This is a genomic window from Candidatus Jidaibacter acanthamoeba, assembly GCF_000815465.1.
In the GTDB taxonomy this organism is placed as follows: Bacteria; Pseudomonadota; Alphaproteobacteria; order Rickettsiales; family Midichloriaceae; genus Jidaibacter; species Jidaibacter acanthamoebae.
This window is the reverse complement of the sequence record NZ_JSWE01000156.1, coordinates 1-14,774: the sequence shown is the minus strand read 5'-3', so window position 1 is coordinate 14,774 and position 14,774 is coordinate 1. Positions and strand designations below refer to the sequence as shown.

Annotated in this window: 7 protein-coding genes; 2 read left to right on the top strand and 5 right to left on the bottom strand. The window is 30.6% G+C overall.

The genetic code is table 11. The annotated features are described in order from the left end of the window. The 3 genes from NF27_RS07765 to NF27_RS07755 all read right to left on the bottom strand — a co-directional run. Positions 1-11,342: ankyrin repeat domain-containing protein (locus NF27_RS07765; protein ID WP_039457913.1), on the bottom strand; the 11,342-nt coding region annotated here is incomplete at its 3' end. 728 nt (positions 11,343-12,070) lie between these two features. After that, positions 12,071-12,439, bottom strand: a complete 369-nt coding sequence (locus tag NF27_RS07760; RefSeq protein ID WP_039457910.1) for a type II toxin-antitoxin system PemK/MazF family toxin — start codon at positions 12,437-12,439, stop codon at positions 12,071-12,073. Beyond that, positions 12,432-12,680, bottom strand: a complete 249-nt coding sequence (locus NF27_RS07755; RefSeq protein ID WP_039457909.1) for a ribbon-helix-helix protein, CopG family — start codon at positions 12,678-12,680, stop codon at positions 12,432-12,434. Before NF27_RS07755 ends, NF27_RS07760 begins: the two co-directional genes overlap by 8 nt. Before the next feature lie 305 nt (positions 12,681-12,985). Between NF27_RS07755 and NF27_RS07750 the strand changes: the two genes are divergently transcribed. After that, on the top strand, positions 12,986-13,561 hold the full coding sequence (locus NF27_RS07750) for a recombinase family protein (protein ID WP_039457908.1): 576 nt from the start codon (positions 12,986-12,988) through the stop codon (positions 13,559-13,561). A 192-nt stretch (positions 13,562-13,753) separates the two neighbouring features. Here the strand turns inward: NF27_RS07750 and NF27_RS07745 are convergent, their stop codons facing one another. Then, entirely contained in the window at positions 13,754-14,101 is a 348-nt protein-coding gene (locus tag NF27_RS07745) for a single-stranded DNA-binding protein (RefSeq protein WP_039457906.1), read from the bottom strand. A gap of 319 nt (positions 14,102-14,420) precedes the next feature. On the opposite strand from NF27_RS07745, the gene NF27_RS13175 reads away from it, so the two are divergent. Next, entirely contained in the window at positions 14,421-14,546 is a 126-nt protein-coding gene (locus NF27_RS13175; RefSeq protein WP_275574618.1) for a hypothetical protein, read from the top strand. Between the two features lie 37 nt (positions 14,547-14,583). Here the strand turns inward: NF27_RS13175 and NF27_RS12565 are convergent. Next, positions 14,584-14,774 (bottom strand): hypothetical protein (locus tag NF27_RS12565; protein ID WP_039454516.1); only part of this gene is annotated, 191 nt, incomplete at its 5' end.

The window sequence follows — 14,774 nt, the reverse complement described above, 5'->3', positions numbered from 1 at the left end:
TTTATACTGATAGCCGCATTAAAATCTTTTATAGCATTTTCATAATCTTTAAGCTCATTATATGCCATACCTCTATTACTATAGTAAGTTTCATTATTAGGTTTTAATTCTATAGCTTGGCTATAATCTTCAATTGCTTCCTTATACTTACCTTGAGCATAATAAGCATTACCTTTACGGTTATAACCCTCATCATTTCTAAAGTTTATACTGATAGCCGCATTAAAATCTTTTATAGCATTTTCATAATCTTTAAGCTTATTATATGCCATACCTCTATTACTATAGTAAGTTTCATTATTAGGTTTTAATTCTATAGCTTGGCTATAATCTTCAATTGCTTCCTTATACTTACCTTGAGCATAATAAGCATTACCTCTACGGTTATAATATTCTGCATTGTTTGGTTCTATTAAAATTGCTTTGTTAAAATGCTTAATCGCTTCCTCATATTTTTTGAATAAGTAAGATTCGTCTCCTTTTTTGTAGTAATTTGTATTATTTAACCCTTTCCTTACTTGTAACCATTGACTTAATTGATTTATATATCCAGATAATTTTGCTGAAATAATAGTTGTTTTTAGGTTAAGATCAATGGTATTTAGAGCACCATTATCCTCAACTTCTTTACTGTTACCTATATCTGTATCATGAATCATAATTGATTGATTTGATATTTTATTACCAGCATTACAAGTTCTATTTTTCTCTCTTTCACTCATAATTTGTTCATCTTTATAAGGCTCTGTTGATAATAGTTCTAATATGTAAGATTTAAAGTATTTGGTAGGATCATTAAAAATGGGCCCAACTTTTGATTTTATAAAATTATTAAATTTATTATTTAATATAGTTTCATATGATTGTAAATTCCCTACGCTTTTATCTATATGTAAATTACTATAAAAATAAGCCCATTCCTGCAAAATTACTGACAAGAATGCTTCCCTAGCCACATCCAAAAATGCTGCCCAATCAACAACATTACCTTGTTGGTGAGACTGTGCTAAGCTATAAGCTAGTTTATGTAAGCCAATTGTAAGTGGGTTTCTTGGGTTATGTATAGATAGACCTATTTTATAAGTGTTATAATTTTTACATACCAAAATTAATTCACTTATTGAAATTTGTTTTAACTCATTAGAAAATTTTTGGTTATAACTACAAAATCTTTTCAGTATTTGATAGTTAATAGTTTCAATAGCTGAGTTGGTTGTTCTTTCTAAAGATAGGGATTTAACTTTTTCAGACCTAAGTTGGTTTAGATATTCAATAAAATTACTACTTACAAATGAATTTAAGCTTAAATATCTATTAACTAAATATTGAACTTCTTCATCTCGGCTATGGGTAAACATACGACAGGTACCAGATTGCCCTTGCCTTCCAGCCCTACCCATACCTTGATCTTCTACTCTAAGATTAGCAGGATAAAATCCAAAAATAACATGTAAACCCCCATTTTTTATACTTTCTTGTGATAAAATAATGTCAGTACCTCTTCCTGCAGTATTAGTAGCAATTGTAACACTTTTAGGACGTCCTGCTCTGCTTAAAATATAATTACTATCTTCTTTTTGCATTTCGTTAATAACATAGTGTCTTATATTTTCTTCTTTAAGTTTATTAGCAAAGGCTATTGATTCATTAATGGTCCTAAATAGTGCAAGTACAGGTCTATTTTGTTTTATTACTGACTTTACCTCATCGATAATTGCCTGGTAATAAACCTTCTTGTCTTGAAAATATTGATTGGGGAGAGCCTTACGTAAGTTAGGGAAATGTGGAGGAACATCAAATATATCTACATTATAAATAGCCTTGATTTCTTTTCGTTCCTGCTCTTCCCCTACTGTGCCGGTTAACCCAAATATAGTCTTATATTCTTTAAAGAAAGCAGGGTGTGATATTGAAGCAGAAGTCAAGCTCTCAGCTTTTGGTTTAAAGCCATGTTTGACTTCAAGAAATTCATGTATTCCATAGCTCCATCTACTTCCATGGTTAAGGCTACCTGTATTTTGGAAGTCTACTATTATTACCTTATTTTCATTTATTGAAGAGCTATTATTATCAATTATATAATCTTTTCCTTCCTCTTTTTCGATCGCTATTTTAGCTGATGAGATCCACATTTTTAACCTTTCATTTGTAAATTCTGTGGCTTGTTTAATGTATCTACCATTACAGTATTGTTTCAAAATCTCTCTAAGCATTTTACAATCTAACTGTTTACTAATATTCTGCTTAACGTAATTTAAAATAGGTTCATAAACCCAGGATGTATCTTCTGCAGAAGGTAAAGCTATCCTTGCTGCATTTAATGCTGTATCTAAAAAGAGGTTATCAACTTCATCTACAATTACTACTTCACAGGTACGTCTAATTTTCTTTCCATGTATTTCTGTAAAACGTTTCTGTTCATTGTATAACTGATCTCTTAATATAGAAAATTCAAAATCGTAATTAGTTGCATAAAGTACTACCCCATTAAAGTGCTGTTGTTCTTGTTGATCATAGCAAATATGAGAACAACTGATACCTAACCTCGCAAAAAATTTTTCATATTTTTCTTGATCACGTATAGCAAGTGTTCTTGAAGAGGTAATGATATCAATAAACTTACCTTGACAAGCCATATAAGCTGCAAGCATAGCAATAATAGTTGATTTACCCTCTCCAGTACGAATTTGTGCAATTCTTCCTTTAAATTCTTCGGGAAAATGTATAAGCCCAATTACTGATAAAACTTGAGTGTTATAGGGATAAATTTTAAAACAATGCCTAATAACTTCACGTATGGTTGCAAGTAACTTAATAGAAGCTTCATTATCTTGAGGATTCTTTTGTAATATGATTCCTTGTATTTGTGCAAGTTCTGAAAGCTCAACTAAACTTTTTGATTTTATTGTTTTTGCATATTCTGAAATATTTAAATATGTACTTTGCAGTATTTTAATATCTTTGCTTGACAAAGGAAAACGAACAAAATCACTCTTACTTGCAAATCTATTTAGTGCGACTTCTAAGTCTGATTCTGGAAATTTATCATGTAAATATTTTAATTGCTCTTCCTCTAATTTACCTAGCAAACCTTGCAAATCTGGCAAGCAGCTGCCAATAAGCTCATTTATGTTAATTACATTATGTAATTCTAATAATAAGCTACATATTTCTATATAGTAAGTCATTCTAGCGCTTTGTACAGTAGGTACAGCAGTAAATAACTTTCTAAATACTCTATAACCAAGCTCTGCTTTAACTTGTATGGCAAGCTCTAGAAGCATACTAATTTTGCTTTGATCAATACCACCATTTGATAGATGCATGATACAACGAATAACTACCATTTTTTCTTCGATATTAAGTTCATTAGTATCAATCTTTTCAAGTATACTAAAGAAACTCAATACTTCCTTAAATTGTAAATTACGATTATAGGCTAAATAGCTTAATGCCTGAGATTTTAAAGTTTTATAATCATATATTTCATCAAGTACTTCTATATTAGTAATTTTTTGTATAGCACCATATGAAACCATCATTTGACATACAAAAGGAAAATTATTATGGAATGCATTATTCAATATTTTAATAGAGGGCAATAAATTTAAAAAAGAGCTTTGCATTTTTTTATCTGTACTTTTTTGTAAAGCCAATATGCAAAGTTCAAGATAAGATTGATTTATACTTAATTGGAATGAGATATTTTTTTGCGGTGGTGAAGAAATTAAATTTCCAACTTTAGCTTGTAAGCACTCATCCATGAACTCTCTAAATAGATTTAAAGCTTTGTTAAATTTCGTGTGTTCTAATGGATATGATACCGTTGGTTCAAAATATTTCCAAAACCATTGCTGCAATATTTCTTGATTTTCCATTGTTAGATTATCTAATAACTCAAAAAACTCTGGATTACTATACAATACATCCCAAGAATATTGAATTAGAAAGCTATAAGTAAATTTTTCATAAAATTCGGGGTGCCTAGATAACTTATCAAGCAGATTGAGCCAGTTATTAATATACTCTAAACGCTGTTTTGATTGCATATTGATAAGGCTACCAAAAAATAAAGTACTTGCTTCTACAGGGAGAGAAGAAAAGGTTTCAGATATTCTCTTTAATATATTATCATCTCTAATAGTAAAATATTTTCCTAACAGCTCTATCAGCTGGGCTACATTAAATATATTTGGCTGTTTCTGTGATTTTGCTAATAAATTTGTATTTGCTTCTTGCTTTAAAAGCTGATTTTCATGTTGCTTAATAATTCTGACAGCTGAGTAATTTTTTGATTGAATTGCATATTGAATAGGTTTCTTTCCATTTATATCAATTTGTTGTATCAACTGAGGTTGTGTTTTGCATAATAAGGATATAGCATCACTATGTTTCAACACTATAGAAATATGTAAAGCATTCATTTTTAATAGATTACATTCTTGTATGTTTTTCTCAAACTCTATTAATTTTACTTCTAATGCTTCATAGCATTGCCTTAAATAACTTGGGATATCTTTTGAAACATTGGATTTTAAGGATTGATCTCCTAATATAAGTAATAAATCTATTACCTTTTCATGCCATTTTAATAAAGTAAGTTGGCCAGGTGTCATACCTTTATTGTCGGTTATATATAAATCAGCACCTGCTAGTATCAATTGGACTACAGCCGTATATTGCCCTTGCTCGCAAGCTAGATGTAGGGCTGTCTTACCTTCTTGGTTTTTAGCATCTAATTCAATTTGTTGTTCACAAAGTAGCTTTAATACATTAATAGACCCATTTAATGCTGATTCATGTAGAGGGGTATTACCATTACCTGCAGTAGCTTTTAAATTAATTCCTAGTTCCATTAGTAATGCTGCAACATTATGTGCATTTGTATAAGCAGCATAGTGTAAAGCATTCCCCCCAAATTTATCTAAACTATTAATAGGACATCTGTTATTTAATAATTGTTTAACGGCTATTACATTATTCCCTAAAGCTGCAGCTAACAAAAGTTTTGGTTGTTCACTTGACATATAAAAGCTGGATAATTGTGTAACCAAATTGGTAATTTCTTTATCGTTGCTTTTTACTGCATATTGAATTGCGCTCCATCCTCTTATGTCTTCTTTTGTAATGCTGGCTCCCAGCTCAATCAAAACTGTAAATGCTTGAACTCTGCCATGAGATGCAGCCAAATGTAAAGCAGTATTTTTAAGCTTATTTTTCTTTGTGTATTGCGTTTCGCAATCAATATCCATCCCTATATCAACAAGCAATTTGATGATTTCAGTATTTCCATAAATAGCTGCCAAATGTAAAGCATTTAATCCCTTAACATCAAATTGGTTAATTTTTGCCATTTTAAAGCCTAAAAATTGTACAATTGGGTTTAACCCTGAAATTGCTGCAAGCATTAATGGAGTATGGCCATTACGATTTTTATCTATGATATTTTGTGATAAATTTGCTAAGAATAGTGCAGAGTCTGATTGTTTTGCTTTAATTGCATAGTGCAGTGCTGAGTCTTGATATATATCCACAGCATCTATATTGGCTCCTTGGGATACTAGTGATTCTAATATTTTTATACTACCAGATGCTGCAGCTAGCATTAATGGTGTGGCTCTTTGTTGGTCGGTTATATCTGGTATTACTCCTTTGCTAATTAAGTATTGAGCCATATCGATATCGTTTTTAACAGCTGCGAAGTGTAGAAGTGATTTACCTTCTTTATCTTTATAATTTATAGAGAAACCATTTTCTAAAAATAACTTAGCTAAGTTATTTTTTCCGCTTACATACAATTTTTCTGTTAAAGTAAAGTCATTATAGTTAGCTTGCTCTAAGATTTCTTGTTTATATCTGCCAAAATATTTATCAACCCATTTCAGTTTCTCAAGAATAGAGACCTCGTTATCATCTTCAAGGTTGAAAATGATTCCTAAACCTTTGCTATCTTTAACTCTCGGATCAACTTTATCTTTAATTAACTCTATAATACTACAGGCATAGTTACCTGAAATAATTGGATCCAATTTAAATACAAAGTGTAGAAATGGTTTTAATATTCCTTCCTCAGTTGGAAAAAGAGTATTATTAATAGGAAAAATTTTTAAAATTTCCTCAAAATCTTTATAATTTCTATTGTCAAATGCAGATAATAATCTTTTCTTATCTGTGTCAAATTTTTCACTTCTACCCTCTAATGCTTCTAATATGTAAGGATTCTGGGAAATTTTAGAATAACTTGTTACCTTACTTAAAAGAAAACTTCTAAACTCATATTTATGTAATAAATGAAGGGCATCAATTCTGTTATGTTTTATCGCAACCTTAATTGCATCTTCACCATTAAATATTAAGAATGGATCAGCTTGAGCGTTTAATAATAATTCAATTATTTCTATAGAACTATGCTCAATTGCTGTGTGAAGCGCTATACCTTCTGAGGTAGCTTCATTAACATCATATTTAATATTTAAGAGAGCTTTTACTTGATTTATATTGTTATTTTTACAAGCATTTAATAATACTAATTTGTCTTTTTCTCCATTGATAGAATTTCCCAGGTTATAATTCTTCAAAAGAAACTCTATACATTTAGATTTTTTATGTATCATTGCGAAAGAAAGTAAGTCTTGGGGTAAGCTTGCTGTTTCTATAAGTTTTAATAGTAATTTAAGCATCTTTCTATCATCATTTAAAATAGCTAGATGCATCGGGGTATACTTTTTATCATTTAACTTACAAAAGGTGATACCTCTTTTATTAAGCACTGTTATTAAATGCAATAACCCATGTTCTGCTGCTATATGAGCAGCAGTGTTTTGATGCTCATCTACACAAATGTTAGGATCTGTACAATGTGCTAATACCTCTTTTAATACTTTTTTATTATGACTTATAATAGCACCGTAAAGTAAGTGTTTATTATTGAAAGCATTACAATAATTATCACCTTTTATACTAAGTAACTCCTTAAGACAGTTTAAACTAGAGTTCTCTGCAGCTATATACATTAAGGTTCTTACTTCTTTATCATTTATGTTACTAGACCAGAAAGCTTTAGACATTAATGGTTGTTGTGCTACCCATTCTCTTAGAGAGCTTACATCATCAACTTTTACAGCAAAATAAATAAAGTCATCGTTTGTACTATTATTAAGCTTAAATACTATTTGTTGTTCTTTTAAAAAGTCCATTAGCATTCCATGCTTATATTGTGATGCTACACCCAAACTAGATGAACTTAAAAACTCACCTTTAGGATTTATCTTTTGCTCTTTGAATAGTTTTGTGAATAAATAATATTGCCCATTTCTAAGTAAATAATAACTTATATCATTACTAAGTTGCTTAACATTTGTTTTCTGGTTTGATAACAACACTTTTTTTATTATTTCATAATCTGCTTCTTTAGGATTAACCTTATCCAAGTTTTTATTAGATGAGAGATCTTGATTCTCTCCGCGGCTTATTAGTATACTTGCTACTCCATACATTCCTTTCCTTGCAGCTTGTAATAGAGCTGTTTCATTAAAGTTATTTATGATATTAATGCTGCTGAACTGTGCTAAATAGTGGGCTATATCAATTTGATTGTTAAGTATAGCAACCATTAAAGATGTATTACCGTTATTATCTTGTATATTTATATCAGCCTTCAATGTAACTAAAGTCCTAACTGCTTCTATGTGCCCTCCTGCTGCAGAAAGGTGTAATACTGTTTGTCCTGAATCAAGTCTTTCGTCTACTGAAATACTCTTTGTTTTAATTATAGCTTTTAATATTTCAGATCGGCCTTTTATTCCAGCACAATGTAGAGGGGTATAGCCATCAGTTTTACGGCGTTTATGAACATCGGCACCTTTAACAATTAGAGCTTTTGCAACTTCACCTTGGTCAGTATCTATTGCTAAATGTAAAGGGCTATTATCATTGTCAGTTACAATATCTACTTTTGTATCTCTTTTATTTAATAAACATAATGCAGCAGCTTGATATTTATTTTGGATAGCAATATATAATGCGAATAAGCCATTAGGTAATATATGATTTGGATTAGCCCCTAATCTTAATAATGAGCTTATAACTGAAGTCTGGCCTCTTTCTGCTGCTAGTATTAAAGGAGTTCTATCATCTTGAGTTTTAGCTTCTAAACACTCTTTGTTTAAATTAATCATATATTCTACAGCTTCAGTATTACCAGCTCTTGCAGCAACATGAATAGGCCAATAACCTAGCTTATCTTGTTGTGTAATACATTCCGTCTTTTTGCTTATTAACTTTTCTAGAACAGGTTTACTAACTAAACCAGATATATGGTGTAATATAGTTTGACCTGCTTTATCTCTTCTAGTTAAATTAATGGAATCATAGTTAATCTCAACATCAGATTCGTTGTATACTGATTTAAGTAGTAATTTTTTAAAGTCTTCATACTCATTACTTGATGTTTTTCTATGTGATACAGTATCGTCACTAAAACTATCAAGTAAATATGTATAATCAAAGAAATTGATTATATTTTTATCTTTTACTTTTAATCTAAATATAGTGTAATTCTGCCCTTGATGTTTAATTTGAGAAAATTGTTCTGGGTCTTTGTCTTGGATATTAATTAATATCTTTTTAGCTAATCGTTCTCCTTGTTGTATTTCGGTAGGTGCAATATTTTGTAGAGATAATCCGCAGCCACCCACAATACTAACATTATCTCCAACTTCTTTATAAAAATCATTATCCGCTATACTTAACGTTGAGTGGTCATAGTTTGTTATTACATTTATTTTAGAAATTTGTTCATTTTCTAATATCCATTTAGTAATACTTTTATATATCTTTTTATGCTTATCTAATAAAGAGACTATTTCACTATGTGCAGATTGGATTTCTTTGAGTAAGTACTCTTTTTTCTTTTGAATTTCTTTCTTAGCAATAGATTTAGATAATCTTAATTTATCTTTTAAATCTTGCAATTCCTCCCTAACTTGATTTTCAAACTCTTCTCTAGCTTCATCACATTTCGCGTCTAGTTCATTTTCAAATTTCTTCCTCTCATAATAACTTGCTTGTTGCAAACTATAGCAATTTCTTGAAATTACTTTATCCTTTTGTTTCTGAAGTTCAATTTCAAACTTTTCACTCTTTTTTCTAATATTATCTTCTAGAATCTTTTTAGCTTTTTCTCCTTCAATATTGATTGTTCCTTCTATTTTTTTGTATTCTCGAGTTGCATTCTGGTTAATTATTTTTGTAGTAGCTTCCAATTTTTTATCAATAATACTTTTAATATACCCAAGCTTTTCTTCTAAGGTTTTCCTTTGTTCTATTTCTTCAACTAAAAGTACAGGTCCGACCTTTCCTGAATTGTTTATCTTAATTAAGATATTATTATATTTTGGTGGTAGGTTACTTAAATTTATCTGCTCAAACTGACTTTGATATTCAGAAAACTCTTTGCTAAGAATACCAGCAACCAAAAACCCATAGATTTTATTAGCACTATCAGATATATCTTTAAAACTATTTGATATGCTGCTTTTCAAACCGGTAACTATTGATTTGAGCTCAAAATCAATTTTCTTATACAGCTGTTCAATATACTCACTATCAATTTCAGATTCTTCTATCACCCCTACATCGTCTGGTATTTTAGATTTAATTAATTCCACTAATGCTAATTTTATTCTAGTTGAAAGTGCATCTGGCTGAATAGTTGCAAGATTTTCAAATAATTGCTCATAAAAGAAGTCCATCTTATACTTAGTTTGCCTTTTCTCTAGTACCAGTATTTTATTAATAAAATCTGTATAAGTAATATTGAGATTTAAATGCTTGTAATAACGAACAGGTATGGGTGGATAAACTTTAGGAGAAGTTCCATTATAAACCATAGGAGCACTATCTAATATAGGCACCTTACCTATTTCTTGTAAAGTCGTATAATAATAACAGAAGAAATTTATAATACCTAGCATCTGGAAATAATCCCTACAAAACGGAAGCTTAGGCATTTCTTGTTTTATACTTTGTGCTATAAGTTCATAAAGATGAGTTAGTCTTATATAATCTTCAGGCAAATATCCATTTCTTTGCTTATAACTTTCCAAATATTGCTTGTAGTCAGGCATCAATTCTATGCTATATTCTATATCAAATTCAGGATTCATTAAAAATATATTCTCATATTTAGAAATTGATCCTTGCTTAGCAATTATCCTAAAAGAAGTATTAAATTTAGTTTTATATATTGAATTAGGATTATCATTTATGCTTTCTTCTTCCGATTCAAGACCGTATTTGCTCATTAGCTCCCTTAAAGATACGTATTTAAATCCTGAAAGATTTTTTTTACAATATTCTTTAATATCAATTAATTTACTCTTTAAATAATCCCTGTCGGTAATTTGTTCTTTATCCCAATCCTGCAGAAAATTCTTATCAAATATTCCTCCATTTAAAAACCCTTTCATATAGTAGTCAAGAATTGCTATCACATCCCCAACTAACGTATTTTGGTATGCAGGGTGTATCACAGGATAAAGCTTATGGTCATTATTAAAGTGCAAACTAAAAAATGGATAAGTCTTATGTATATATATTCCTATAGCTAATTCTCTTAATATTTGTTTTAATTCTGCATCCGTGAAAGGCATAGCTCTACCATTGCTTGGAATACAAAAAATATGTTCATTAAAGAATATTTGGTCAGTACTATTTTTTACTCCTTCAATAATACCAACTTTATTAGCAACCCCACCTATTTCAGAATATTGGACATTATACCCAGGAATTGGATCTAAAGGACAAGACCTATTATATGAGTCTCCCAAGCCATTTGCTATTAGAGAAGCTTCAAACATTTTTCTATCATAAGTACTAAATAAATTGTCAAATGCTCTGTCTACATGCTCTTTTGCACAATCTTCATACGCTCTTGATCCAATATAACTGCCTGCTGCGGCTGTGAGAATAGGGTTTAAATTGATCAAAGGTATGGCTGATAAACCCTTTGCGCATAAAGCTCCGGATAAGTTTCCCAATACTACATGTGAGGTGGCTACTAATACTGCTCTTTCATGAGTTAACCCACGGCTTAATGCATCTTCATAATTCATTAAACCACCTACAGTAGATAATACTAGATTTGTTGTCTTTATATAATAATTGGAAACCGTAGTGGTTAATGGTGTCCCAGGATAGTTTCCGGCAAATTGTTTAACAGCTTCATTCTTAGCACTATTAAAGGCCGTCCACAAATCCATTGCTTCTTGTAATAAAATATCATTATCTTTATTGTCAGATGTATTTTTTTTATCTTGATTTTTGGTTTCTTTTTGATGCATAATCTATACCTATTTTAAATATAAAACAACTTATTGCATATATATTTGATTAGAAACTTATTAGACTCACATATACTTTAAACACTGCTTTAAAGCAGCTTAGTTAATTGTTAACCTGTTTTCAGCTAAGTTTAATGTAAAGATATTGAGGATAATTATGTTGGCCTCAAACATATTTGAGTACTTCTTTATTTATCAAATATGAAATGATACTTGCTCAATAATTTAAGTTTTTCAATATTTATTATTTTCATTTAATAAATAACATGCATATTTATTATAATAAAAAGTTAATTTTATTAGCTATTTTTGTATTAGTAATTTGTTATATATATTATTTCTAAACTCGCCAAATATTCTTGTATATTTAAGACTCTCTATATTTTAATCTATACTGATTCATCTTAAATCTTCTAGGACATAGATCGTTTAGGCTTGCAAGCAAAAATATCCTTTGTTTACAGGTGTTTATGCTGGGGGTATCAGCAATATTTCTGTATTAAGCAATATAGCCCCAAAGGTTTTAACAACTTACCCACTCCTGCTTATATTTTTTAAACGCCTTCATAAAATTAGATACCTTCTTAACCCTGCTTCATTTCTTGCAATACTACCTTATAACTTATCCTAAAAACAAAGCATTAAAAGCATAGAATATCCATGAGATAATATACAGGGATGCACAATTTCTCTCTATATAACTCAAGCTGAAGGTACACTAGAAATAATTAATCCTTAGTTTCGGGAATATGTATTACCTGTTGGAGAGCATCAATTACGTACTTTAATCTATCTTCCCCTATATTAAGAAGTGGGCTTCCTATAAATCTTTTATTATCTATAGCCCTTACTTGGTCTATGAGTAAATCTGAATCTTTTTCCAGTTTATCTTCTGCATTAATTCTAATGCGTAGAGGTTCAGCATCATCAATAAGGTTGGTAGTGAGGGGTACTATAATAGTAGTACTATGATTTGCGTCTAATAAATATTGATTTTGGATAATTAGTACCGGTCTAATTTTACCTGGTTCAGATTTTTGTTGAGGATTAAGATTAGCTAACCAAATATCACCTTGAGTAAGTATAATATTAGTCATTTTTTAAACCGTCCTCTAATGTATCCTCTAATTGAATAGCTTCACTAATATTGTGCTGACTTACTTTTTTAGATGCGGCAATTAACTTTTCTTTCCGCTTCTTGTGCTTAATATCGTTTGCAGTATCAACTATTAGATCGCGGAATATCTCTGCACGTGTAACTCCTTTTTCTCTCGCATAATCATCAATGATATGCAATTCTTTATTAGGCACCCTAATTGTGATAGCTATATTTTTCATTTTTATTTCGATATCTTTTAATATTGCTGTTTATGCAATATATTAACAATTGTATAGTGCAATGTCAACTATACACTCTCTACTGATGCTTTTTAACGCATCATTTAATGTAATCTTTAATATATAGACAAGTTATTCATACAAATCCGATTACAAATAACATTAACTAAACTAACGGAAAACAAGTGTTTTCCGTTAGGGTGCTTTTTAGAACTTGAAACTTTCCTAAAAGTAGTCTAAACCTATACGATAAATATAGTCGCATTGCTAGGCTATTCGGATATGTGCAAATTAGGGTTTTTCGTATGAATATTGGATACATTCGTGTTTCATCAGAAAGCGATCGTCAATCAACTGATCTTCAAAAAGATGCTTTAATAAATGCAGGAGTTGACCCAAGAAATATTTTTGAAGACAAAGCAAGTGGAGCTAGAGATAAACGCCCGGGTTTACAAAAAGCGTTAGAATATTTGAATAAAGGAGATTGTCTTATAGTTTGGAAATTGGATCGTTTAGGACGGTCTTTGCATAATTTATTAGATATTATGGCCACTCTTCGTGAGAAAGGAGTAGCATTTCGTTCCATAACAGAACAAATGGATACAACCACTCCTCATGGGGAAATGCTATTTCAGCTATTTGGCACATTGGCTCAATACGAAAGGGCTCTAATAAAAGAAAGGGTGCTCGCTGGTCTTGAGGCAGCAAAGAGGAGAGGTAAAAGAGGAGGCAGGCCTAGAGTAATTAATGAAGAGAAGATGGAAGCTATCATAAAACAAATTAAAGAGGGAGTTAGCAAAGCTTCAATTTGTAGAACTTTTGGCATAAAGCCATCCACACTATATGATGCGCTTAATCGTAATGATAGTATAGCACTCTAATATCTTTTTAATTTGACTTATTTATACTTAGGTCAAACTATAATTTTATAACTAATTCATAATAGGGGTTGTTTGCAGGAAAGGGCGAAATTTCTCACTTGGGGTGTCTAGCCTTTTATTTATGCGGCTTATAGGTGGTCTCGGAAAAATCTGAGGTTTATGTTTAGAACCCCTATAGGTTATTCTTAACCATTAAAAGGCTTTAGGCATAAGCGCTATACCGAGCGGACTGTTTACTCTGATCATTGCTTGCGCATGAGAGTCATCCATATCTGCTTGTATAATATCAAGCTCACCGATAAAGATAACCTTTTTGTCTTTAAGCAGTAGGGGTTTATAGAAGTTAGTTAAGCTTTCATCGGTAATATGAATTTTGAACCATTGCGGTTCAAACAACTCTTCTCCCGTGGTAGGATTATAGCCTATACTTTTATTTACCGTGAGGGTTGCAATACCGTATACTTTCCCGTTTAGGTCTTTATGTATCTCAAGGTCTTTAGCCATTGTGCCATAGATCTGAGCTTGTGCGGAATCTTTCATAAACGCTCCATTATATATTTGATAATTATTAGTTATAATTATCGATTAAACCACTGGTAATTTTAACGGAGGAGTGATAGACTAACCTTGGTTGTTTTTAGGGGTCTATCAGACCTCACATGAAAAAAGAGTAGTTAGTTACAAGCTAGCTGCTCTTTTTTTTTATTATACATCTGTGTAAACTATTATGCAAGTGAAAGTAGAGAATATTGTGGGAATATGAGTAAACATTGCTTCATCTATTCTGAAATATGGACAATGATAAACCTAGCTGCTAATTTACAGGCATAAAAAAATGTACACTTTATAGCATATTATTATGGATGAAATAGGAGAAATCATACGTAGAGTTCTATTTTTTAGGAAAATAACAACTACTGATTTTGCTGAACATATTGGTATATCAAGAAAGACCCTTGAGAACGGGTTGTGTTGCAAAGAATAAAATTGAAGGAAGAAGTTATAAAATTTTATGAGGTTTTTTAGAAAATATAAGCAGGGGTAGGTAAGTTAAATTGCCTTTCAACAAAGTATTTAATATTTATAGCAGAGCTCTTAAGTAAGTGATAAAGCTGCCCCTTGAATAACATATTGATTGTCTCAATCCCTCGAATGGTATTATAAGCTGTTTTATAACTATGATAACCCATAGCATCTTTGGTTTTCCATTTTA

Coding starts and splice junctions, on each gene's coding strand:
- NF27_RS07750 (WP_039457908.1), top strand. CDS start 12,986: ATGAATATTGGATACATTCGTGTTTCATCAGAAAGCGATCGTCAATCA.
- NF27_RS13175 (WP_275574618.1), top strand. CDS start 14,421: ATGGATGAAATAGGAGAAATCATACGTAGAGTTCTATTTTTTAGGAAA.
- NF27_RS07755 (WP_039457909.1), bottom strand. CDS start 12,680: ATGAAAAATATAGCTATCACAATTAGGGTGCCTAATAAAGAATTGCAT.
- NF27_RS07760 (WP_039457910.1), bottom strand. CDS start 12,439: ATGACTAATATTATACTTACTCAAGGTGATATTTGGTTAGCTAATCTT.
- NF27_RS07745 (WP_039457906.1), bottom strand. CDS start 14,101: ATGAAAGATTCCGCACAAGCTCAGATCTATGGCACAATGGCTAAAGAC.